The organism is Ruegeria sp. AP11 (assembly GCF_056535865.1).
In genome coordinates this window covers 184,888-207,202 of record NZ_JBQFJB010000001.1, presented here as the reverse complement: position 1 = coordinate 207,202, position 22,315 = coordinate 184,888, and the positions used below count along the sequence as shown (strand labels likewise).

At 60.0% G+C, this 22,315-nt stretch carries 19 protein-coding genes; 13 read left to right on the top strand and 6 right to left on the bottom strand.

What is annotated here, in order from left to right:
- Window positions 1-10: 10 nt before the first annotated feature.
- Together ruvX and ccmI are read right to left on the bottom strand one after the other, a co-directional pair.
- Window positions 11-475, bottom strand: a complete 465-nt coding sequence (gene ruvX, locus ACR3E4_RS01095; RefSeq protein ID WP_480531613.1) for a Holliday junction resolvase RuvX — start codon at window positions 473-475, stop codon at window positions 11-13.
- Entirely contained in the window at window positions 472-1,689 is a 1,218-nt protein-coding gene (ccmI, locus tag ACR3E4_RS01090) for a c-type cytochrome biogenesis protein CcmI (protein WP_480531615.1), read from the bottom strand. The genes ruvX and ccmI overlap by 4 nt, the downstream gene beginning before the upstream one ends.
- Window positions 1,690-1,864: 175 nt before the next feature.
- Here ccmI and ACR3E4_RS01085 point away from each other — a divergent pair, with 175 nt between their 5' ends.
- From ACR3E4_RS01085 to ACR3E4_RS01060, 6 genes are all read left to right on the top strand, one after another.
- A complete protein-coding gene (locus ACR3E4_RS01085; protein WP_480531617.1) occupies window positions 1,865-3,109 on the top strand; it encodes a sarcosine oxidase subunit beta family protein in 1,245 nt (414 codons plus the stop codon).
- A 76-nt stretch (window positions 3,110-3,185) separates the two neighbouring features.
- A complete protein-coding gene (locus ACR3E4_RS01080; RefSeq protein ID WP_480531619.1) occupies window positions 3,186-3,515 on the top strand; it encodes a sarcosine oxidase subunit delta in 330 nt (109 codons plus the stop codon).
- 67 nt (window positions 3,516-3,582) lie between these two features.
- Window positions 3,583-6,612, top strand: a complete 3,030-nt coding sequence (locus ACR3E4_RS01075) for a sarcosine oxidase subunit alpha family protein (protein ID WP_480531621.1) — start codon at window positions 3,583-3,585, stop codon at window positions 6,610-6,612.
- The gene (locus ACR3E4_RS01070; protein WP_480531623.1) at window positions 6,605-7,171 is read left to right on the top strand and encodes a sarcosine oxidase subunit gamma; all 567 of its coding nucleotides are present in this window, start codon (window positions 6,605-6,607) and stop codon (window positions 7,169-7,171) included. The genes ACR3E4_RS01075 and ACR3E4_RS01070 overlap by 8 nt, the downstream gene beginning before the upstream one ends.
- Before the next feature lie 231 nt (window positions 7,172-7,402).
- Complete coding sequence (locus ACR3E4_RS01065; protein WP_480531625.1) at window positions 7,403-7,882, top strand: hypothetical protein; 480 nt, start codon at window positions 7,403-7,405, stop codon at window positions 7,880-7,882.
- A gap of 21 nt (window positions 7,883-7,903) precedes the next feature.
- A complete protein-coding gene (locus tag ACR3E4_RS01060; RefSeq protein WP_480531627.1) occupies window positions 7,904-8,347 on the top strand; it encodes a hypothetical protein in 444 nt (147 codons plus the stop codon).
- Window positions 8,348-8,378: 31 nt separating this feature from the next.
- Here ACR3E4_RS01060 and ACR3E4_RS01055 read toward each other — a convergent pair whose 3' ends face one another.
- Window positions 8,379-9,140 carry an FkbM family methyltransferase gene (locus tag ACR3E4_RS01055; protein WP_480531629.1) on the bottom strand — a complete coding sequence of 254 codons (762 nt, stop codon included), beginning with the start codon at window positions 9,138-9,140 and terminating at the stop codon, window positions 8,379-8,381.
- A gap of 100 nt (window positions 9,141-9,240) precedes the next feature.
- Here ACR3E4_RS01055 and ACR3E4_RS01050 point away from each other — a divergent pair, with 100 nt between their 5' ends.
- The 3 genes from ACR3E4_RS01050 (at window position 9,241) to ACR3E4_RS01040 (ending at window position 11,913) form a co-directional block, all read left to right on the top strand.
- Window positions 9,241-9,840, top strand: a complete 600-nt coding sequence (locus ACR3E4_RS01050; protein WP_170564764.1) for a superoxide dismutase — start codon at window positions 9,241-9,243, stop codon at window positions 9,838-9,840.
- 157 nt (window positions 9,841-9,997) lie between these two features.
- Window positions 9,998-11,173 (top strand): S41 family peptidase, encoded by a 1,176-nt coding sequence (locus ACR3E4_RS01045; protein ID WP_480531631.1) that lies wholly within the window; start codon window positions 9,998-10,000, stop codon window positions 11,171-11,173.
- Between the two features lie 287 nt (window positions 11,174-11,460).
- Window positions 11,461-11,913 carry a host attachment family protein gene (locus tag ACR3E4_RS01040; RefSeq protein WP_480531633.1) on the top strand — a complete coding sequence of 151 codons (453 nt, stop codon included), beginning with the start codon at window positions 11,461-11,463 and terminating at the stop codon, window positions 11,911-11,913.
- A 47-nt stretch (window positions 11,914-11,960) separates the two neighbouring features.
- Here the strand turns inward: ACR3E4_RS01040 and ACR3E4_RS01035 are convergent, their stop codons facing one another.
- Window positions 11,961-12,512 (bottom strand): LOG family protein, encoded by a 552-nt coding sequence (locus ACR3E4_RS01035; protein WP_480531634.1) that lies wholly within the window; start codon window positions 12,510-12,512, stop codon window positions 11,961-11,963.
- A 126-nt stretch (window positions 12,513-12,638) separates the two neighbouring features.
- On the opposite strand from ACR3E4_RS01035, the gene ACR3E4_RS01030 reads away from it, so the two are divergent.
- Genes ACR3E4_RS01030 through ACR3E4_RS01020 form a run of 3 tightly spaced genes read left to right on the top strand, consistent with a single transcriptional unit; the run spans window position 12,639 to window position 16,331 of the window.
- A complete protein-coding gene (locus tag ACR3E4_RS01030; RefSeq protein ID WP_480531636.1) occupies window positions 12,639-14,003 on the top strand; it encodes a LysM peptidoglycan-binding domain-containing protein in 1,365 nt (454 codons plus the stop codon).
- 56 nt (window positions 14,004-14,059) lie between these two features.
- Window positions 14,060-15,871, top strand: a complete 1,812-nt coding sequence (locus ACR3E4_RS01025) for an ABCB family ABC transporter ATP-binding protein/permease (RefSeq protein ID WP_480531638.1) — start codon at window positions 14,060-14,062, stop codon at window positions 15,869-15,871.
- Window positions 15,872-15,923: 52 nt separating this feature from the next.
- The gene (locus ACR3E4_RS01020) at window positions 15,924-16,331 is read left to right on the top strand and encodes a DUF2147 domain-containing protein (RefSeq protein ID WP_480531640.1); all 408 of its coding nucleotides are present in this window, start codon (window positions 15,924-15,926) and stop codon (window positions 16,329-16,331) included.
- Window positions 16,332-16,364: 33 nt separating this feature from the next.
- On the opposite strand, the gene ACR3E4_RS01015 is transcribed toward ACR3E4_RS01020, so the two are convergent.
- On the bottom strand, window positions 16,365-20,159 hold the full coding sequence (locus tag ACR3E4_RS01015) for an efflux RND transporter permease subunit (RefSeq protein WP_480531642.1): 3,795 nt from the start codon (window positions 20,157-20,159) through the stop codon (window positions 16,365-16,367).
- Window positions 20,156-21,385: an efflux RND transporter periplasmic adaptor subunit gene (locus ACR3E4_RS01010; RefSeq protein ID WP_480531644.1), complete on the bottom strand. Its 1,230-nt coding sequence runs from the start codon at window positions 21,383-21,385 to the stop codon at window positions 20,156-20,158. The genes ACR3E4_RS01015 and ACR3E4_RS01010 overlap by 4 nt, the downstream gene beginning before the upstream one ends.
- Window positions 21,386-21,610: 225 nt before the next feature.
- Here ACR3E4_RS01010 and ACR3E4_RS01005 point away from each other — a divergent pair, with 225 nt between their 5' ends.
- Window positions 21,611-22,282, top strand: coding sequence for a hypothetical protein (locus ACR3E4_RS01005; RefSeq protein ID WP_480531646.1), 672 nt, complete (start codon window positions 21,611-21,613; stop codon window positions 22,280-22,282).
- Window positions 22,283-22,315 lie beyond the last annotated feature (33 nt).

Below are 22,315 nucleotides of genomic sequence, written 5' to 3'. Positions count from 1 at the left end.
TTCCGATCCGTTAAAGAAAGCGCAATCTGTCCAGCGCTCCTTGCAAGATATAACCGGCTGCGACGTGATCAATAACCTGTCCGCGACGCTTTCGTGTCGTATCCGCCTCAAGCAGGGCCTTTTCTGCGGCCACGGTGCTCAGACGCTCGTCCCAGAAGCCTATGGGCAAATCGGTCAGACGCGACAGATTCCGTGCAAAAGCGCGGGTGGATTGGCAGCGGGGACCTTCGCTGCCGTCCATATTCCGGGGCAGGCCCAGGACAATGCCGCCAATCTCACGCTCGGTCACGATCTCGATCAGCCGGGCCGAATCCAGGGTGAATTTCTTGCGCCGCACCGTCTCAAGCGGGGTGGCGACGCCGCGCATCCGGTCCGAGACGGCAACGCCGATGGTCTTTTCCCCCAGATCCAGCCCCATCAGGGCGGACATCGGGGTCAGGGATGTGGCGAAATCTTCAAACGCGTCGTGGATCATTGCGCGATTCCGGCCTGCAGGGCGGCGGCATCGATCATTTGCAACGCTTCGTCGTTGCCAGCAAACACCTCCATGGCCTCATCCCGGATGTCGATGGCGCGCTGGCCTTCGCCCAACACGCCCAACGCGGCGATCAGCCGGGCCCATTCCTCGGGCGTGCCGCCTTCAGTTGCCAGCCGGTCCGAGAGGCCATCGACCATACCCCGGATCATCTCTTGCCGCTCTTCCGGCGACATCTCGGCGGCTGCGCTTACATCGTCCGGACTGGGCCCCGAGGCTGCGAAGTCGGGCGCGTTGAACACACCGGCACGAAACGCCAGCTCATCGATTTGCGCACGGATCGCGTTTGCCCAGGGCGCGCCGGGCGGGGCATCATTCAGGGTTTCAACCCAAACGCGGTAGGCCCTGTCCGGTCGTCCGATCTGTGCCAGCATCTGACCCCAGTAATACCGCGCAGGGCCCAGTTTAGGGTTGCGTTCCAGCGCCTGCCGCAGGGCGGTTTCAGCTTCGGGCGAGACATAACCCCCGGCAGCCAGAATCATCATCTCGGCCAGGTCCGCATAAGCCTCGGCAGGGGCGTTGGTGCCGGACAGTTCGATGACCCGCGATTGCGCCTCATATCCTGCCTTGAAGTTCCCGGCATTGGTTTCATGCTGCGCCAGCAGGATATGTCCCTGCAGATCGTCCGGACGTTCGGCCACGGTTTCGCGCAGGCGGTTCAGCAAGGTGGCATAGCTTTCTTCCAGCGGCGGCGTCTGAATCGGCGTCGCCCCCTCTTCGGCGTCTGTCTGGCCGGGTCGGCTGGTACGCAGCTCATCCGCCATCTCCATCCGGGCGGTCAAAGGCATATCCGGAAACCCGGCAGCGCCCATCTGGCGGTACATGGCCAGAGCACCCCCCACCAGCACAATAGCCATCAGTCCCAAGGTGATGGCCGTCGCGGCGCGCGACGGTCCTGCCGCCCCGGCCTCGGCTCGCATCTGGGCATCCGCAGCCAGAATGCGGCGTGAGATTTCGGTGCGCACACGCTCGGCATCCGCTTCGGCGATCACGCCTCGGGCCAGGTCCTTGTCGACTCCGGCCAGCTGTTCACGATAAACGCGAAGGTCATAGGCCGCCGTCGGCTCGTCCGAGCGTCGCCCGCGTAGCAACGTGAAGCCCAGGAATGCGGTAATCAGCAGTGCGATCAGGAATATGAGAACCCAGAACGGCATGGTCCCTCCGAAACAGTTGCCCTGATTTAGACCCCTGAGCCCGGCGACAAAAGGGACAAAAGGCCGCGAAGCGCGCTCATGTCGCAATAGCGCAATATTGCGACGTTGCATGGCACGGGTAAAATGTCGCCGCGCGGCATACCTGCGCCAATCACCGGACCGGATGGATTCGCTTATGAAACACTACTCAGCCTTTGCTGTGGCGCGTGAAGCGCTGCGCTATCACACCGGATGGGAGCGCGCCTGGCGTTCGCCCCAGCCCAAAAAGCGCTATGACGTCATCATTGTCGGCGCGGGTGGCCACGGTCTTGCGACCGCGTATTACCTGGGCAAGAACTATGGCATCCAGAATGTCGCCGTGATCGAAAAGGGCTGGCTGGGCGGTGGCAACACCGGCCGGAACACGACCATCATCCGGTCGAACTATCTGCAGGACCCGTCGGCAGCGATCTATGAAAAAGCGCGCAGCCTGTATGAGGACCTGAGCCAGGACCTGAACTACAACATCATGTTCAGCCCGCGCGGCGTGATGATGCTGGCCCAGACTCAGCACGAGATTCGCGGCTATCAGCGCACGGCCCACGCCAACGCGCTGCAAGGCGTGAAAACCGAGTGGATCACGCCCGAGCGCGTCAAGGAACTGGTGCCGATCATCAATCTGGACGGCCCGCGTTATCCGGTTCTGGGCGCGCTGTGGCAGGAACGCGGCGGCACTGCCCGCCACGACGCGGTGGCGTGGGGCTATGCGCGTGCGTGTTCGGCCATGGGCATGGATATCATCCAGCAATGCGAAGTGACCGGCGTGCGCCAGGAAAACGGCCGCGTTGTGGGTGTCGATACCACCAAGGGCGCCATCGATTGCGACAAGCTGGGCATTGTGGTTGCGGGCCATTCCGGCCAGCTGGCCGAGATGGCGGGCTTCCGTCTGCCGCTTGAAGCCATCGCATTGCAAGCGCTGGTGTCCGAGCCGATCAAACCCTGCATGGACGTGGTCGTGATGGCCAACACCGTGCATGGCTATATGTCTCAGTCCGACAAGGGCGAGATGGTGATCGGCGGCGGCACTGACGGGTTCAACAACTTCACCCAGCGCGGCAGCTTCCACCATATCGAGGAAACCGTGCGCGCGTTGGTCGAAACTTTCCCGATGATCTCGCGCCTGAAGATGCTGCGCCAGTGGGGCGGGATCGTGGACATGACCGGCGACCGCTCGCCCATCCTGTCGAAAACCCCGCTGCAGGGCTGCTTTATCAATGGCGGCTGGGGCACTGGTGGTTTCAAGGCGATCCCGGGCTCGGGCTGGGGCATGGCGCAGCTGATGGCCACCGGCCATTCGCCGCTGACCGAAGCCTTCTCGCTGGACCGCTTCAAAGAGGGCCGCTTCATCGACGAGAGCGTCGCCGCCGGGGTGGCCCACTAAGGGCCCGGGCCCAACGTGCCACTTCATAGAATTCTGGTTGGCCCCCGTGCCGACCACCCGTCAAAAGGATGAACACATGCTGATCCTGAATTGCCCCTGTTGCGGCGTGGACGCAGAAGAAACCGAACTGGCCGCTGGCGGCGAGGCGCATCTGAAGCGTTTCGGCCCCGGCTCGTCGGATGACGAATTCCACGACTACCTGTTCATGCGCGAAAACCCCAAAGGCGTGCATTTCGAGCGCTGGCGCCATGCCAATGGCTGCGGCAAGTGGTTCCACGCCGCCCGCTGCACGCAGACGCTCGAGGTGTTCGGCACCTACTCGGCGCAAACCACCGAACCGCCGCAAGAGATCAAGGACGCGATCACAGCCAAACGCCCCGGCTGGACGTGGAGAGCGTTCTCCTGATGCTTCATCTTTTCCAAAATACTCCCGCCGGAGGCTCCGACGTCTCCATCTGCGAAAGGTCCGCACAATGAGCACCCGTCTCGCACAACAAGGCCGGCTGATTGACCGGTCGAAACAGGTCACCTTTACCTTCAACGGCACCTCGATGCAGGGGTACGAGGGTGATACGCTCGCCTCGGCGCTGCTGGCCAATGATCAGATGATGATGGGCCGGTCGTTCAAGTACCACCGCCCGCGCGGCGTTGTCGCCAGCGGCGCGGAAGAGCCGAACGCTCTGGTCGGTCTGGGCGAGGGCAACCGGTTTGAACCGAACCAGCGCGCCACCACGACCGAGCTGTTCAACGGTCTGACATCCGTGTCGCAGAACCACTGGCCGAACCTCGAATTCGACATCGGTGCGATCAACACCCATCTGTCGCGCTTCCTGCCTGCCGGTTTCTACTACAAGATGTTCATTCATCCGAAACCGTTCTGGAAGCATGTCTACGAGCCGTTCATTCGTCAGTCGGCGGGTCTGGGCAAAGCGCCCGACAAGGACAATCGCGACGCGGATACCTATGAACACTTCTATGCCTTCACCGACGTTCTGGTGATCGGCGGCGGTGTCGCCGGTTTGCAGGCGGCCAAAGCGGCTGCTGCATCCGGTGCCAAGGTCATGCTGATCGAGCAGACAGCGCATTGGGGCGGTCGCGCTCCGGTTGATGGTGGCACCGTTGACGGGCAGCCTGTGGATAAGTTCGTGGAACAATTGGTTTCCGAACTCGAAACAATGGACAACGTCACCATGCGCAATCGCTGCATGGGCGCGGGGGTCTATGACCACGGTTATGTGCTGGGATATGAGCGTCTGACCGACCACAAACCGGGCACTCAGGGGCCACGTCACCGCCTGTGGCGCATCCGCGCCAAGCAGGTTGTCACAGCCACCGGAGCCATTGAACGCCCACTATCTTTTGCGGGCAACGATGTGCCGGGCGTGATGCTGGCCTCGGCCATGCGCGACTATGTGGTGAACTGGGGTGTGACCCCGGGCGAGCGTGTGATCGTTGCCACCAATAATGACGACGCATATCGCACCGCGATCATCCTGAAACAGGCGGGTGTGGATGTTTTGCGCGTAGTGGATGCCCGTGCATCTGCCGGTCCGCTTGCCGAAGAGGCGCGCCAACTGGGTATTCGCGTTGATCCCGGCAAGGCCATTGCCAAGGTCAAAGGCGGCAAGCGCGTCAAGAAAGTTGCCATCTGCAATCAGGAAGGCGTCGGCGGTGCCCGTGAAGAGATCGAGGCCGACGCGGTCGCGATGTCGGGCGGCTGGTCTCCGGTCGTGCACATGTGGTCGCATTGCGGTGGCAAGCTGATCTGGGACGAAGCCAACGCCCATTTCCGCCCCGACCCCGAGCGTCCGCCGCTGGGCGCGAATGGCGAGGGCTTCGTTGTTGCGGCTGGTTCGTCCAACGGCCCATTGGCCTTGGGCGATGTGCTGGCCGATGCGCAAACCGCAGGCGAGGCCGCGGCCAATGGCGCCGGGTTCACGCCGAAAACCGCAGAAGCGCCGAAGGGTGAAACCACGGCCGAGGCTGCGATGCAGGCCGTCTGGCTGATGCCCGCCAATGCCGAAGTGCAGCTGCGCATGAAGTCCTGGCTGGACTTCCAGAACGACGTCAAAGTGTCCGACGTACAACTGGCGGCGCGCGAGGGCTATGAGAGTGTTGAGCACACCAAGCGTTACACCACGCTGGGTATGGCGACAGATCAGGGTAAGCTGAGCAATATCAACGGCCTGGCGATCCTTGCTGATGCGCTGGATTCGGAAATTCCGAAGGTCGGCACCACCACCTTCCGTCCGCCTTATACCCCCATCTCGATGGGGGCGATCGGCGGCGAAGCGCGGGGTGAGGTGTTCCAGCCGATCCGTCAGACCCCGATGCACAACTGGCATGACAAGAACGGCGCCGATTGGGAGCCGGTGGGCCATTGGCGTCGGACCTATGCCTATGTCCGTCCCGGTGAATCCGTGCATGACGCGGTGAATCGCGAGGTCAAGAACACCCGCGAGAACCTCGGCCTGCTGGATGCCTCGACGCTGGGCAAGCTGATCGTCAAGGGCCCGGATGCGGGCAGGTTCCTGGACATGCTGTACACCAACATGATGTCCACGCTGAAGGTCGGCAAATGCCGCTATGGCCTGATGTGTTCGGAAAACGGTTTCCTGATCGATGACGGCGTTGTCGCCCGTATCGATGAGGACACATGGCTGTGCCACACCACCACCGGTGGGGCCGAGCGTATCCATGGCCATATGGAAGAGTGGCTGCAGACTGAATGGTGGGATTGGAAAGTCTATGTCGCGAATGTCACCGAGCAATATGCTCAGGTCGCCGTTGTGGGTCCCAACGCCCGCAAGGTTCTGGAAAAGCTGAACGCGCAAGCGGGCGGTGGCATGGACCTGTCGAAAGAAGCACTGCCCTTCATGGAGTGGCGCGACGGCAAGATCGGCGAGTTCGACGCACGGGCCTATCGCATCTCGTTCTCGGGCGAGCTGTCTTATGAGATCGCGGTTCCCGCAAGCCAGGGTCAAGCGTTTTGGGACGCTCTGATCGCGGCGGGGCAGGAGTTCGGCGTGATGCCTTACGGCACCGAATGTCTGCACATCCTGCGGGCCGAGAAGGGCTTTATCATGATCGGCGACGAGACCGACGGCACCGTGATCCCGCAGGATCTGGGGCTGCACTGGGCGCTGTCGAAGAAGAAAGAGGATTACCTCGGAAAACGCGCACATTCGCGCAGCCATATGGCCGATCCCGAGCGCTGGAAACTGGTCGGGCTTGAGACTGTGGATGGTTCTGTTCTGCCGGACGGTGCCTATGCGGTGTCCGACGGTGTGAATGCCAACGGTCAGCGCAACATGATCGGGCGTGTGACGTCGACCTATTACTCGGCCAATCTGGGTAAGGGCATCGCCATGGGCCTGATCAAGCACGGCCCCGACCGGATGGGCGAAGTGATCGAGTTCCCGGGCACCGATGGCAAAATCTACAAAGCCAAGATCGTGGACCCGATCTTCTATGACAAGGACGGGGAGAAGCAGAATGTCTGAACCCATCAGCGCACTGAACCACGCCAGCTATGAGGGCATCGCCAAGATCGCCGAATGCGGTCTGCAGGGCATGATCACCCTGCGCGGCGATCTGTCCGACAAGGTGCTGGCCAAGGCCGTCAAGGACGCCACCGGCCAGAAGGTACCGGGCCAGCGCGAAGCTCTGGTCAATGGCGACACCGGCGTCGCCTGGATGTCCACCGACGAATTGCTGGTGCTGGTGCCTTATGCCGAGGTCGAGGCTAAACTGGCCGATATGGCAGGCGCGCTCAGCGGCACGCATACGTTGGCGGTGAACGTGTCGGATGCCCGCGCGGTGTTCAGCGTCTCGGGGCCTAATGCGCGCGAAGTGCTGGGCAAGGTCGCCCCGGTCGAGCTGTCGTCCGAGGCGTTCCAGCCCGGCCAGATCCGCCGCTCGCGGCTTGCACAGGTGGCGGGAGCGTTCTGGATGGACGACGCCGAAACCTTCCGCGTGGTCTGCTTCCGTTCGGCAGCGGATTACGTGTTCAAACTGCTCAAGGTTGCGGCGCAGCCGGGCAGTGTGGTTGGGGTTTACTAGCTCCAGCCCTCTGGTAGAATTTAAAAGGCCGCCTGTTTTGAGGCGGTCTTTTTGTTTTAGAATTCCGATCAAATTACCCAATAAATCTGCGTGAAAATGCGCATCTCCAGCTGAAATCTGGGTATTGCCATAGCTAGAACCTAAAATACTTCTTTCTCGCATCGCGTGAAGAAAACAGGAGAGGTATCGTCTGACGGTCAATAGTATTTTGGTAGAAGATCATATCTAAAAATGAATTTTTATAAGAGTTTAATGGTTTGTTTTGCAGCCCTTTCAACGATACCGGTGGCTGCCGTTTCAGAAACTTACAAAGAAAGCTTTGAGTGTGAGTTTGCGCGTGGGCTCACCAATCGCCCGACACCGGAACGCCTTGTGTTTTCAGTTGACCAATTCGGTCGATCGGCACTGATACACGATATCGTGATTCCGAAAATCGACACAGCTTCCGGCTCGGGCCGAATTAGACGAGATACGCCCAAATTGCTGTCGATTGCCTGGGTTGGCAGCAACTATACCTTTTCTGCGACGGGTCGCACCTATCCGTCTAACGAGAGTCGTTATGACGCGATCGATCTGCTCAATCTGGAGTTTTCGGTAATGCTGGATCGCAAAACGATGAAAGCCATCGCGAAATCGAAGAGTACTATCAGTTATCTTCCACGAGACGGTTTTGCAGAAGGAAACTGTCGGGCAATTCCGACCCCAAAATAGTTATTTGAAAGTTGATTCAATATGAGAATACTACTTACCGCGCTGACCCTTGCTGTTGCTGGAGGGGTGGCCCAAGCTGAAATCAAAAACTACGATTGTGAACTTCACAGCATGGAGGCGCAGGGTTGGATTCCGAGCAGGGTGCTGCTGAGTGTCGATCCCGAAAACAAGACCGCCCGGGCTTATGATGGGGCAATACGGGCATCAAATGAACTTGCGAATACGCCGGTTGAGACCCCTGCCAGTGCGAAATACAAGCTGACGCGCAAAGGTGAGTATCGTTTGTCATGGCGCGTGACCTTGTCTTCCAACAATACGCGTCAATTCCGGGTGGCATACACGGCGACTGTTGATCCCAAGAACAATAAGTTCAAAATGTCGGCGTCCTTTCCACAAGACAACGTTTCCAATCGCCCCAGCGGAGTTGGTATATGCAAGTCGGTATCGTCACCAAGTCTGTTTTGATCTTACGGGTTTCTGGGGCGACTTGGCCCCATCAATCGGTAAACAAGAATGTCTGATACCCGGACAACGCGGTGTCGTCGGTCAAGTCCCCAACCCCCGCTCCGGTCCTGTCGCTCCTGCGGCAGGACCGATAAAATGCCAGCAGTTCCGCTATGGATTGCATCCTTGTTCGGCGTTCATGCTCTGCCAGCAATGGCGCATGGGTCGAGAGCAGGAATGCAGGACGGTGTTTTGCAAGAAACGGGATAAGCATTGGCAGAACGAAAAACTCTGCCCCTTCGATGTCCATTTTGACTAGGGCCACATTGGATAGGTCGTTCAGCGCTTCAAATTGATCCCACGCGATGGTTAGCGCATCGGATCCATGCTCTCCATCATGCAGAAGGGAACTGGTGGAATCACCGGGCTCGCCGCGGATCGAAGCCATCCGGGCGACGCCGAATGTGTCAGACAGCGCGACACCAAAGGCAGAAACGTTACGAATGTCGTTCAGGTCTAAATTCCACGCCAGATGACGAAATGCAGTGGGATCGGGCTCGAAACACCAGACATGGCGGGCACGGCGGGCAGCATAGAGTACCGTCGGGCCGATCCAGGCGCCGATGTCCAGATAGTCACTGTCGGGCGTCAGATACTTGTCGAGCACCGAAAATGTCTCGGGCTCCCACTGGCCAGCCGCAGCCTTGCGCCAGAATTTCGAATGATAGGGGTCCAGTCGAAACGGCTCGCCGTTCAGGTTGCCCTTATAATAGCCGCGGGCGCGGTAGAACATCTTGCGCGCCTCAATCAGCATCGCGGACCTCCGGGTTTTGTGATCTCTGCCCTTGACCTGCGGCATTTGCCAAAGCATTTAACCTTTGGAACGCAACAATCATTTTCAACAGGGGGCCGAGATGGCTTTTGAACTTCCTGATCTTCCTTATGCACATGACGCGCTGGCCGCCAAGGGTATGTCCGCGGAAACGCTGGAATATCACCACGACCTGCACCACAAGGCCTATGTCGACAACGGCAACAAGCTGATTGCCGGAACCGAATGGGACGGCAAGTCGTTGGAAGACATCATCGTCGGCACCTACGACGCGAACGCCGTGGCCCAGAACGGTATTTTCAACAACATCAGCCAGCTGTGGAACCACAACCAGTTCTGGGAGATGATGGGCCCCGGTGGCAACGCAATGCCCGGTGAACTGGAGAAGGCTCTGACCGAAAGCTTTGGCTCGGTTGACGAATTCAAGTCGCAGTTCAGCGCTGCCGGCGCTGGTCAGTTCGGCTCGGGCTGGGCGTGGCTGGTCAAGAATGCAGACGGTTCGCTGGCCGTGACCAAGACCGAGAACGGCGTGAACCCGCTGTGCTTTGGTCAGACCGCACTGCTGGGCTGCGACGTTTGGGAACACTCCTACTACATCGACTTCCGCAACAAGCGCCCGGCTTACCTGTCGAACTTCCTCGACAATCTGGTGAACTGGGAAAACGTCGCGTCGCGCATGTGATCTGAGCTTCCCGTTCGGGAACAAGGGCCTGCTGGTGGAGACGCTGGCAGGCCCTACTTGTTTGGAAGGATGTCAGCACCGCGCCTCGTGATCAGCGTCGAACGATAGTTCCAAGCCTAATCTGGACATTGACAAGCCGCTATGCCCACTGTGAGCCATGTCGCTGACGGAAGACCTGAAGCAAATTCTAGAAACTGCCTTGCGAACCGATCCCAGTTTTCGGCGGGTCGAAAAGGCCGTGATAGACAGCTGCATTAGTGACTGCCGACGATGTGCTTTGGACGGCTCAAAAGAGGCCTTTCTGCTTTCCGCGATGCGCCTATTGGCACTTCCCAACAATGGGCACACACGGTTGATTCCGAATGATGCGATCTCGGTGCTCCCGCTGAGGTTCGTGAGCGTGGGGCGTTCACTGCAACTCATAGGGGCGGCACCAGGTGTAACTGCGCCGCGAGGCGAGTTGATTGCAGTCAACGGCGCAGATTTGAGCCAAATCGAAACCACCTCCCATAAGTTTCTGGCGGGAACGCGCCAAAGAAAACGGGTCATCGGACCGATACTTCTGGCTTGGCCGTATGCCCTGGCGCATCTGGGGTTTTCTTCAAAAGACGATACGACCGAGTATCGCTTGCAAGACGAGAATGGGCGGATAACCAATCTGAAAGTGGAAAATGTAAATACCGTTCCTGCATCGACACTTTATCCGAGAAACGAGCACGGCAAGGCTGATCCAGACTGGGAACCCGAGACCTTTGTGGAGATAATGGACTGGCAAGAGCTTGGGCTATCAATCGCGTTGCCAAGCTTTTTTGATCCGACCGAAAGTGCGCTGCCCAAAGCCATCTCAGATGCAGCGGACCGCGTAGGCGCCTGCTCAAGCAAAACACTCTTGATTGACGTTCGCGGAAATACGGGCGGCGACTTTCTTCTGACGATGCCTTTGATCAACGCGATCTCGCAAAGCGCGAGTAAGCAAGTTGTTGTGCTTGTCGATAAATTCACGTTTTCCGCAGCGATCGTGTTTGTGGCCATCCTTAAACATCGTTTGGGAGATAGGCTCAAACTCATCGGGGAAGAAATGGGCGATGGGTTGACGTTCTTTGCCGAGGGCGGGCTGCTCGATTTGCCGACAAGCGGAGCGGTCGTTCGATACTCATCGGCCTTTCACGACTGGAAGAATGGAACGACCGACGAAACCACTCCGTCCGAGATCGTACAGCAAATCGTACCCGCCGGGGCACTGAACTTGGATCGGGAATGGGTCGCAGGACCTGCTGATGCGGATGCACAAGGTGCGTTCTATCAAGGCGTACTCAAAGGCCTGAGCGATTAGACGAACCGCCAGTAAGCCCGCTTGGCTGACTATAAAGATTGTGTCATGCGAACGTGCTGATCCAACTCGGCGACGCAGCTGCGGGAGAAAACCTGCCGATACGTCGACTTTCGACCCAAGACCTATTGTACCGGCCCGCATAACCCCTAGCTATAGTAGGCGGAGGGAGAGAGCCGCCAATACATACAGGACTGATCACGCAGCGCGCGGAAACACCAAGGCCGCGCGAAAGATAAGTTGTGCCCGAGGGACCGGGAAAGCCACGTTAATCTTTGCAGGAGACTATAATGGCCGCACTTGAACAGGGAACTTGGGTAATCATTGCCGATGGAGAGAAGGCGTTGGTGATGGAGAATATCACCGATGCGCAGGACCCCAATCTTGTTGTCGTATCCGTCGAAGAACAAGATGTGACCCCGGCCAAACCCTCCGACAGGGCAGGGCGCAGGCCCGATACCGGCCCCAACCAGAAATCCGCCGTGGAAGAAGACACCTGGAAGGCTCATGCCAAGTCCTTGTTCGTTCAGGACGTGGCCAATCTGCTGAACCGGAAGGGGCTGAAAGGGGCCTACAAAGGACTGGTTCTGGTCGCCAGCCCGCCTGTGCTGGGGCTGCTGCGGCTCAGGTTGCACAGCGAAGTGCTGGCGAAAGTGGTGGCCGAGGTCGACAAGACGCTGACCAACCATCCGCTGCATAAGGTCGAGCGGATTCTGAAATCGCGGCTTGCCAAGCCCGCCTGATCATCAGCGACGGCACGGGCGGTTCAAACCGCCCGGTTGCCGGTCTTTTAGTTCAGAAAGTCGCGTAGCCGGGTCATGGCCTCATCCGGCGATGTGACCCAGGTGATAAACTCGGCCAGTGATGCATCGGCAAAGCCCTGATCGATGACCTGATCCAGCAGCGTATGCAGTGCGTCCCAGTAGCCATCGACATTCAGCACCAGAATGGGTTTGTCATGCAGACCCAACTGCCGCCATGTAAGCGCCTCGAACAGCTCATCCAACGATCCGGGGCCGCCGGGCAGCACAATCACCGCATCAGCGTTCATGATCATGACCTTCTTGCGCTCGTGCATGGTCTCGGTGACCACAAAGCGCGTGAGATCGGTCTTGCCGACTTCGCGCTGTAACAGGTGGACGGGAATGACCCCGAACGTGTCCCCACCGGCGGACTGCGCGGCGCGTGCGACCTCGCCCATCAAGCCCACATCGCCTGCGCCATAGACCAGACGCCAGCCTTCATTGGCCAATAAGGTGCCTAAAGATCGGGCCGCTTCGGAATAGGCCGGATTCGCACCATTGCGTGACCCGCAATACACACACACGGATTTCTGGGGCATGGGTCGGTCTCTCTGCTCTTGTGTTCGGGGTTTTGACCCCTGATAGCGGGATTGATAGGCTGGCTCAACCGCTCCTTGGAATGCCTGGCACTCAGGGTGTTTATGGGGCGGAGTGAAAGGAAAACAATGAACGCCAATTCGGGAAGCGGAAGCTCGGGCACCTTCATATGGGGGCTGATTGCCGGGCTCGTTGCAGTGCTGGCTGCGGGCGGGGTGTATCTGTCGGGTCTCTTTAGCCCTGCGCCAGAGCAACAGGCACCTGAGGTCGCCGAAGTGGCGCAGCCAAGCGATGAGTCCACCGAAGCCGCGCCAGAGCCCGAGGCAGCGCCGGTTGATGAGGCACCTGCCGAAGCGGCAGAGGCTGAAGTGACAGAAGCGGAACCCGAAAGCGAAGAGGTCGCATCGCCTGCCGTGCAGACCCCCGTTCTGGATCAGATATTCGTCGAACCCGACGGCAATGCCGTTCTGTCTGGCAATGCCGAGCCGGGGACAGAGATCGACGTGCTGCTGGACGGAGAATCCGTGCACAGCTTTACCGTCGACAGCAGCGGTCAGTTTGCCGAATTCGTCACCATCCCCTTTGCGGATGCCGCGCGCGGGCTGGTGCTTGAGGCGCAGGGTGAAGGTGAGCCTGTACGCTCGGATGATTACCTGATCGCTGCGTTGCCCAAGCCGCCTGCGCCTGAGCAAGCCGCCCCGTCAGTCGAAGAGCCAAGCACTGAGATTGCCGAGGCCGCACCCGAAGCCGATGAACCAAATGTGGAAACCGCTGAGGCGGAGACGACGCCAGAGCCTGAGGCTCCTGAGTCGCGGACCGCCGAAGCGGAGCCGTCCGAAGATGCCAGCACCGAACCGCAGGTGACCGAGCAGGCCGAAGCGACACCCGAGGCGCAGCCGGCAGCGGACGCACCGCAGTCCGTCGAAGCGCGGGACCAGCAGGTCGCAATCATCCGGTCCGGCGAAGAGGGGGTAGAGCTGGTTCAGCCGCCCACCGTCGCGGATGTTCCGCCCAAGCAGATTGCCCTGGATACGATTGGTTATTCTGATACAGGCGACGTGGAACTGACCGGGCGCGCGCAGGACGGATCGGCCGTGCGGCTCTATCTCAACAACCGCCTGATCGCCGACTTGCCACCAGCCCCGGACGGCCAGTGGCGCGGCGAGGTGGAAGGCATCGATCCGGGCGTCTATACTTTGCGCGTGGACGAGGTTGCGCCTGACGGCACCGTGGTCAGCAGGCTTGAGACACCGTTCAAACGCGAACCTGTCGAAGTGTTGCGCGCCGCCGAAGAAACCGAGCAGGGTGAAACACCGCAAGAGGCGCCGCCGATCCGGTCTGTCACTGTGCAACAGGGCGATACGCTCTGGGCGATTTCTCGTGAACGGTTTGGCGACGGTATCTTGTATGTCAGGCTGTTCGAGGCCAACCGGGATTCGATCCGCGATCCCGACCTTATCTATCCGGGGCAGATTTTCACAATCCCCGAGTAAAAATTCGCTCGGGCCCCGCAGGGCCAGAGCTTCTCTGACCGCAGTCAAGGTACGTGATGAGACGATCCACAGCCCTGCAATCCGACACCGACGAACATCGTTCCGGCTGGCGCACGATCCGCAAGGTCGCGCCGTATCTGTGGCCCGATGATGAGCCTTGGGTGAAGCGGCGCGTCGTGCTGGCGATGATGATGCTGGTGGTGGCCAAGCTGATCGCGGTATATACGCCGATCCTCTACAAGGGCGCGGTTGACGGACTGGCGGGCGAGGGCGTGCCGCCTCTGGCGTTGGGCGCAGTCGGCTTGACGGTGGCCTATGGCGTCGCGCGCATGATGACGGTGGGCTTCCAGCAATTGCGCGATGCGTCCTTTGCCCCGGTCGGGCAGCGGGCGCTGCGCGCACTGGCGCTGGAGACGTTCAAGCACATCCATCAGCTGTCGATGCGCTACCACGTCACCCGCCGCACCGGCGGGCTGAGCCGGATCATCGAGCGTGGCGTGAAAGGGGTCGAGTTCCTGCTGCGGTTCCTGTTGTTCTCAATCGGGCCATTGATCCTGGAACTGCTGCTGGTTGCCATCATCCTGATGTGGCTGTTCGACGTCTGGTATCTGGTCGTCGTGGCGGCGACCATCGCGCTTTATATCTGGTTCACTTTCGCCGTGACCGAGTGGCGTGTGAAACTGCGCCGCGAGATGAACGATCAGGACACCGAGGCCAACCAGCGCGCCATCGACAGCCTGCTGAATTTCGAAACTGTCAAGTATTTCAACGCCGAAGCGCGTGAAGCTGAACGTTATGATGTCTCGATGAAGGGGTATGCGACGGCCGCGTTGAAGACCGCTTATTCACTGGCTTTCCTGAATTTTGGCCAGTCCTTCCTGATCACCTGTGGCCTGATCGGCGTTATGGTTCTGGCTGCGGTTGGGGTTCAGAACGGGTCGCTCACGGTGGGCGATTTCGTGATGGTCAACGCCTACATGATCCAGATCACCGTGCCGCTGAACTTTCTGGGAACAGTTTACCGCGAAATCCGCCAGTCCTTGGTGGACATGGGCCAGATGTTCGATCTGCTGGAGCAACCTGCCGAGGTCACCGAGAAACCCTGCGCGCCGAATCTGAAAGTGAACGGCGGCGAAGTCACGCTGGACAATGTGCGCTTTGGGTATGAGGCGGATCGGGAGATCCTCAGGGGTGTGTCCCTGACGGTTCCCGCAGGGCAGACCGTGGCCATCGTGGGGGCCACCGGGTCGGGCAAGTCCACCATCGGGCGGTTGCTGTTTCGGTTTTATGATGTCACCGGCGGCGCGTTGAAGATCGACGGGCAGGACGTGCGTGATGTCAGCCAGAACAGCCTGCACGCGGCCATTGGTGTCGTGCCTCAGGACACGGTGCTGTTCAACGACACGATCCGCTACAATATCGCATATGGCCGGGAAGGAGCGACGCAAGAAGATGTCGAGGCAGCGGCCAAGGCGGCTCAGATCCATGATTTTATCGCCAGCCTGCCCGAGGGCTATGACACCAAGGTGGGCGAGCGTGGTCTGAAACTGTCCGGGGGTGAGAAGCAACGGGTCGGCATAGCACGAACGCTGCTCAAGAACCCTCCGATCCTGTTGCTGGATGAGGCAACCTCGGCGCTGGATACTGACACCGAACAGGACATCAAGGATGCGCTGGCCCGCGCGGGCGAGGGGCGCACGGTGATCACCATCGCCCATCGCCTCAGCACTATTGCCGAGGCCGACCGGATCGTCGTTCTGGAACGCGGCGAGATCATCGAACAGGGCACCCATGACGAATTGCTGGCGCGCGAAGGCCGCTATGCTCAGCTTTGGAGCCGTCAGCAATCGGATGCGCAGGCGGCCTGATCCCGCGCGCTCGATATGCTATTATGAGGCTTTGACAGGCGAAGGATTTGCTATGTTTGGATTTCTCAAAAGCCTAAGCCCCCCCATGGTCGCCGCCCTGATCCTGTTACCCGGGATCGCCCTTGCTGACCCCATTGTAGGTGTCTGGAAGACCGAGCCGGATCGTAAGGACCTGACCTCTCACATCAAAATCACCGCGTGCGGTGACAAGTTCTGCGGTCAGATTCTGTCGGCCTATGATCCGTCAGGCAAAGAGGTGCAGACCCCGAATATCGGTAAAAAACTGTTCTGGGATGTCGCCAGCGAAGGTGGCGGCAAATATGGCGGCGGTGAGTTCTGGGTGCCGTTGATCGACGTCGAGGCGGTCCCACAAATGACGCTGAAGGGCGATACGCTGCAGGTCAAAGGGTGCGAACATCTGGTCTGTGCACACCAGACCTGGTCACGACTGAAGGGTTAAGAAAAAGGGCCGGTGGAACCGGCCCTTATCGTGTTATTCAGCTGCTTTAAGCGGTGGTCCCGGCGGTTGATCCGGGTCCTGTTTGACCTCGGTCGCGGCGCTCTCATTCCAAACAATCTCGGTCGCCTGCATGTCGCGCGCGCTTTGACCAATGGCCATGTCCTGCGCGATCTTGCCAGAGCGCCCCTGCGTGGCCCGCGCTAGCGCCTTGCCGCCCCAGATCGCATAGGTCGTCACCCAAACCCGCAGCGCCAGCAGCGAGGGCGTCACGATCAGCGTCAGCACCGTCGCGGTGCCCAGACCGAACACCACCGCAGTGGCCAACTGCTTCCACCACAGCGCCGTTGGACTGTCGATCGAATAGCCGCCATTGATGAAGTCCAGCGACAGCCCGAACATCATCGGCGTCAGGCCAGCCATGGTGGTCAGGGTGGTCAGCAGAACGGGCCGAATGCGCGCTTCGGCGGTGCGGACGATGGCCTCGATCCGGGGCATGTAGCGGCTGTATTCCTGATAGGTGTCGATCAGAACAATGTTGTTGTTCACCACGATCCCGGCCAGCGCCACGATGCCTGTCCCGGTCATGATGATCGAGAACGGCTGTTGCATCACCATCATACCGATCAGCACTCCGGTGGTCGAAAGCACAACAGCCAACAGCACCAGCACCGAGTTGTAGAACGAGTTGAACTGGGCCAGCAGAATCACGAACATCAGGCCCAGAGCGGCAAGGAATGCGCTGGACAGGAAGGCCTGGCTTTCGGCCTGATCTTCCTGATCGCCGGTCCATTCCCAGCTGATGGTACGACCAAACGGATCGGTTTGTAGCCATTCTGTCAGGACAGCGATCCGTTCGTTGGGATTGATCAGGGCAAAACTGGCGCTGCCATCCTCGATACTTGCACGCAACTCACCAACACTTTCGGCGCCAGTCAGTTGAACCAACTCATAGTCGATGCCATCCGGGCCTGTGACAACGGCATTGTCCGCAGTCGCGCCTTCAACCAGCGGACGCACCACGGCCAGCCGCTCTTGGCTGCCATCCGGACCATCGGTCACAACCTTGCTCAGACCCGGCTCAACATCGGCTTTCACATCATAGTACCGCTCCTGATCGACGCGGTTGATCTCGGCCAGTTTAGCGACCGGCTGGCGGGTCACGAAGTTTGACAGCGGCACCAGACCGTCCGGCGTGCGGACCTTGAGTGTATCAAGCGTCGACAGCACCCGGTCCTGATCGGGCAGGCGGACGCGAATCTCGATCTCTTCATCGGTCGAATCCGGGCGCATCTCACCCAGCAGGATGCCGCGTGTCACAAGCTGTACCATGGCGCCAACGGTGGCGACGTCGGCACCAAATCGACCGGCCTTGGCGACATCCACGTCGATCTGCCAGTCGATACCCGGAAGGGGCAGGGTGTCTTCTATCTTGATCAATCCGGGGGTCTGTTCGAACGCCTCACGCGCGGCGAGAGTGGAGGTGGTCAGCTCTTCCCATCCGTCGCCCTTGATGCGCAGGTGGACAGGTTTGGCCGATGCGGGACCCTGTTCCAGCGCCTGAATATCAACGATGAAGCCAGGAAGGGTTGCCAGTTCTGCCGTCAACTCGTCCAGAACATAGTTGCCGTCATATTCTGCTGCGATCACTTCCTTTTCAAAACCGAGCAGGCCGGCAATCGGCCCCCAGAACCAACCGGTGATTTGCTCGGAACTGTTTGGGCGATCTTCCCAGGGAATAAGCTCGAACTGAACCCGGCCGATGGTGTCCGCGGGGGCTTCGGCGCCGCCATTGTTCTGATTGAGCCCACCTTCGCCCGCAAAAGCAAACACGTTGATAACGGAAGGATGCGCCGCGATGACGTCCTCGGCGGCCATTACCATTTCATCCTTTTCCCGCAGCGACAGGTTGCCCCGTGCCCGCACATAGGCTGTGGCCTGTTCGGGTTCGCTTTCGACAAAGAACTCGACACCGCGGTTGTTCTCTCCAAAGGCGGTCATGACGCTGATGACGGCGAAACCGACCACAGCAATCGACACGATTGGCATGATCGGATTGCCGACCAGGAATTTGACCACATAACCAAAGGTCGTGTGTTCCTTGGCCGTGTGCACATGATCATCCGGCGCGCGCTGGATCTTGGCCGCGCTCAGCGTGACCGAACCCGCAAAGGCACCGAAGAGGAACATCAGCGCCCCGGCAATCGCGCCGCCGGGCAGCAGATAACCGGGGTTCAGCATCTGCATCGCGCCGAGGAAGATCAGATAGAGCGATGGCGGCACCAAGAGCGCGCGTACCCACCAAGGCGCGCGTGCGCGCAGCCAGTTGGAACTGCGCTCGAAACTGCGGCTCATCCGGCCCGATACGCCGCCCACGACCGGAAGATAGAGCAGTGCTACGATCAGCGACGCGGACAGGACGAAGATCAGCGTGATCGGCAGCATCTTCATGAACTCGCCGGGAATGCCGGGCCAGAACAGCATCGGAAGGAAGGCGCACAAGGTCGTGGCAGTCGACGAGACAATCGGCCAGAACATCCGTTGCGCGGCCTCGACATAGGCGTGCATCGGACCGACGCCTTCTTTGATGCGCTTGTCGGCGTATTCCACCACAACGATGGCACCATCGACCAGCATGCCCACGGCAAGGATCAGACCGAACATCACCATGTTCGAGATTGTGACCCCGATCATCGCCAGAAAGGCAAAACACAGCAGGAAGGACGTGGGAATTGCAAAGCCCACCAGCAACGCGGCGCGCGTCCCCAGCGACGCAAGAACCACGATCATCACCAGTGCTACGGCGGTCAGGACCGAGCCTTCAAGTTGACGCACCATTGAATCGACGATGCGGCTCTGGTCGTTCGAGGTGCCGACATCAACAGCGGCCTGCAACTCGGCAGGCCATTTGGTCTGGGCCTCGGCGACGGTGGATTTGATCAGCGCGACCGTGTCGATCAGGTTGTAGCCCTTGCGCTTGACCACCTGCAGCGCGACGGTGGGTTCCCCGTTGAACCGGGCCGTGCCTGCGCGGTCCTCAAAGGTATAGTTGATCTCGGCCAGTTCACCCAGGGTGACCACGCGGTCGCCATTGACCTTGACCGGCAGGCCATAGACGTCCTGAGCGGTTTTGAAGGACGAGGGGATCTTGACCGAAAATGTCCCTTGTTCAGTCTCGACCTCACCGGCGGCAATCAACTGGTTGTTGTTCTTCACCACATTGATCAATTCGGCGGCGGTGACGTTGTAAGCCTCCAGCCGCAGCGGATCGATCACGACCTCAAGCATCTCGTCGCGGTTACCGGCTATACCCGCCTCAAGCACCGCATCCAGCGCCTCAAGCTCGTCCTGCAGGTCTTTGGCAACACGCGCCATAGTGCGTTCAGGCACCGGGCCAGTCAGGTTGACGATGACGATAGGGAACTCCGAGAAATTGACCTCGGTAATCGTGTATTGCTCGGCCCCATCCGGGAATTCGGCCTGTGCGCTGTTCATGGCGTCGCGCACATCCGCGATGGTGGCGGATTTGTCCCAGCCGAACTCGAACTCCAGCAGTATGCCCGCGTAGCTCTCGGCGGCGGTGGCGGTCATCTTGTCCAGCCCGTCGAGATCGGCCATCTCGGTTTCCATCGGCTTGATCAGCAGGCTTTCGCTGTCCTCGGCTGAAATGCCCGGAAACTGCACCGAGACGAACAGCATCGGGATGTCGATGTCCGGTTCACCTTCTTTCGGCAGGCCGACATATGCGTATCCGCCGATAACCAGCGAGATCGCGATGAAGGCCAGAACCATTCTGGCCCGACCAGCGGCCCAACTGACAATGCCCGTCATTGCGAAGCTTCCCTGTAGGTCGGGGCGACGGTCACGCCACGAGTGACGAATTCCTGCCCGATCACGATGACATCAGCGGTTTCCGGCAAGCCGCCGACCCAGACTCCTTCGGCGGTGTCGCGCAGCAAGCGGATGGGTACGAAGTCCACGACATTGCCCGCGCCAACGGTGCGCACACCCAACTGGCCTTCATTGTTCAGCGTCAGGGCTGATTGCGGCAGAAGATGCGCTTTGACGCCCTCGGCGGCGATCTGGATGTTTGCGGTCTGGCCATCCCGGATCAGCAACTCCGGGTTGGGAACGGTGATTTCTACCTCGAAGGTCCGTGTCGTTTCATCCGCCGAACGGCTGAGGAAGGTCACGCGCCCTTCGACCTGTAATCCGGTAACCAGTTGCGCCGACGCCATCGAGCCGACGATGATCCGGTTGACCTCGGTCTCAGGTACGAAGCCGACCAGCTTGATCGGGTCCAGCTGGATTACGGTCGCGCAGAGCGAACCGGGCTGCATCAGGCTGCCAAGTTCGGCTGTGTCGCTTTCCAGCAGCCCCTTGAACGGAGCTTCGATGGTCAGGCGGTCGATCTCGCGCTGGGCAGCGGCGACCGCAGCGGTGGCGGCCTCGATCCCGGCCTGCGTTGCTTCCAGCCCGGCCTCGGCAGATTTGATACCTGCTTTGGCCGAGCTCATCTCGGCTTCGCTCGAGATACGGCGGGTTTCCGACCCGAACCCGGTTTCCGACAGTTTGCGCGCGGCGGTCAGGTTGATCTCGGCCTCGGCCAGTCTTGCGTGCGCCTCTTGCAGGCGCGCTTCGGCCTCGGGCACACGGCTTTGGGCCTCCAGCTTCGCGGCTTTCGCCTCGGCAAGGCTAGCGGGGCGGGTGCCCGGATCAAGCTCACACAGCAGATCGCCGGTTTCGACGAAGGCACCCTTGCGCTTGGGTTCGGACACGACGGTCGAAATCGTCTCGGCCAGCACCTCGACCTGACGGTTGGCCTTGGTCTGTCCGCGCAGTTGCACAGCGCTGCCAATCTCGCGCGCGGATGACCGCAAGGCGACGACACCGATGACATCGGCAACCTGCGCCGGAGTCGCTTCCGTCGCGTCAACCGATGTCTCTGTCTGCTCGTCACCACGACCGGCGAAGGCAAACAGCGCGTCGCGCTCAAACACAAGGAAATACAATGCGACGATAACCAATACGGCGTTGATGAATGAAATCAAACGCATGCGGTGTCTTCTCCAGATCTTATCGCCCACCCGGGTGCGGCGTCTATGCCTTGAAATGGGGTCGGGTCCGTGGCTTTTCCATACTGAACTGAATAGTTCGGTTTAGTTTTTTACGCAAGACCCGGGGGCATCCGCGCAAATGTGTGAATTCGGGCACTTGGCTTGGCCCGATGGCCGGGGTATGACATGGCGCTAGAAAACCGGACAGAAGCCTGAGAGGCAGGGATGAGCGACACCGACAGTTTTATTGATGAGGTCACCGAAGAGGTGCGCCGGGATCGCATGTTCCTGCTCTTGCGTCGCTGGGGGTGGGTCGGTGTGGTCGCCGTTGTTGCCATCGTCGGCGGGGCAGCGTTCAACGAATACCGCAAGGCCCGGGACACGAGCCAGGCCGAAGCGCTGGGGGATGCGATCCTGTCTGCGCTGGCCGAAAACGGTTCGGCTGAACGGGCGACCAGCCTGCAATCGGTCGGGACGCAATCAGCTGGCGGAGACGCGGTTCTGAACATGCTGCTGGCGGCCGCGCAGGTCGAGGCCGGGTCCGATCAGGACGCCGTGAACAGTCTGAACGCCATCGCAACGCAGGGTGATCTGCCCGAAATCTATCGCGCTATTGCAAGTTTCAAAGCGCTGCTGCTGCAGACAGACACGATGCCGGTTGCCGACCGCCGTCAGCAATTCGAAGCGCTTGCGACGCCGGGCGCGCCCATGCGGCTGTTGGCCGAAGAACAGCTGGCTTTGATCGATGTTTCCGAGGGCGACACACAGGCTGCGCTGGATCGGTTGCAAGCGCTGCGTCAGGACGCAGAAGCCGGCATTGATCTGCAGCAACGTGCGGCGCAGCTGATCGTAGCGCTGGGCGGTAAGCCCGAGCCCGTTGCCCAACAACAAGGCTGACGCGGCGGCGAAACAGACTATCACAGGCGAGTT

Coding starts and splice junctions, on each gene's coding strand:
- ruvX (WP_480531613.1), bottom strand. CDS start 475: ATGATCCACGACGCGTTTGAAGATTTCGCCACATCCCTGACCCCGATG.
- ccmI (WP_480531615.1), bottom strand. CDS start 1,689: ATGCCGTTCTGGGTTCTCATATTCCTGATCGCACTGCTGATTACCGCA.
- ACR3E4_RS01085 (WP_480531617.1), top strand. CDS start 1,865: ATGAAACACTACTCAGCCTTTGCTGTGGCGCGTGAAGCGCTGCGCTAT.
- ACR3E4_RS01080 (WP_480531619.1), top strand. CDS start 3,186: ATGCTGATCCTGAATTGCCCCTGTTGCGGCGTGGACGCAGAAGAAACC.
- ACR3E4_RS01075 (WP_480531621.1), top strand. CDS start 3,583: ATGAGCACCCGTCTCGCACAACAAGGCCGGCTGATTGACCGGTCGAAA.
- ACR3E4_RS01070 (WP_480531623.1), top strand. CDS start 6,605: ATGTCTGAACCCATCAGCGCACTGAACCACGCCAGCTATGAGGGCATC.
- ACR3E4_RS01065 (WP_480531625.1), top strand. CDS start 7,403: ATGAATTTTTATAAGAGTTTAATGGTTTGTTTTGCAGCCCTTTCAACG.
- ACR3E4_RS01060 (WP_480531627.1), top strand. CDS start 7,904: ATGAGAATACTACTTACCGCGCTGACCCTTGCTGTTGCTGGAGGGGTG.
- ACR3E4_RS01055 (WP_480531629.1), bottom strand. CDS start 9,140: ATGCTGATTGAGGCGCGCAAGATGTTCTACCGCGCCCGCGGCTATTAT.
- ACR3E4_RS01050 (WP_170564764.1), top strand. CDS start 9,241: ATGGCTTTTGAACTTCCTGATCTTCCTTATGCACATGACGCGCTGGCC.
- ACR3E4_RS01045 (WP_480531631.1), top strand. CDS start 9,998: ATGTCGCTGACGGAAGACCTGAAGCAAATTCTAGAAACTGCCTTGCGA.
- ACR3E4_RS01040 (WP_480531633.1), top strand. CDS start 11,461: ATGGCCGCACTTGAACAGGGAACTTGGGTAATCATTGCCGATGGAGAG.
- ACR3E4_RS01035 (WP_480531634.1), bottom strand. CDS start 12,512: ATGCCCCAGAAATCCGTGTGTGTGTATTGCGGGTCACGCAATGGTGCG.
- ACR3E4_RS01030 (WP_480531636.1), top strand. CDS start 12,639: ATGAACGCCAATTCGGGAAGCGGAAGCTCGGGCACCTTCATATGGGGG.
- ACR3E4_RS01025 (WP_480531638.1), top strand. CDS start 14,060: ATGAGACGATCCACAGCCCTGCAATCCGACACCGACGAACATCGTTCC.
- ACR3E4_RS01020 (WP_480531640.1), top strand. CDS start 15,924: ATGTTTGGATTTCTCAAAAGCCTAAGCCCCCCCATGGTCGCCGCCCTG.
- ACR3E4_RS01015 (WP_480531642.1), bottom strand. CDS start 20,159: ATGACGGGCATTGTCAGTTGGGCCGCTGGTCGGGCCAGAATGGTTCTG.
- ACR3E4_RS01010 (WP_480531644.1), bottom strand. CDS start 21,385: ATGCGTTTGATTTCATTCATCAACGCCGTATTGGTTATCGTCGCATTG.
- ACR3E4_RS01005 (WP_480531646.1), top strand. CDS start 21,611: ATGAGCGACACCGACAGTTTTATTGATGAGGTCACCGAAGAGGTGCGC.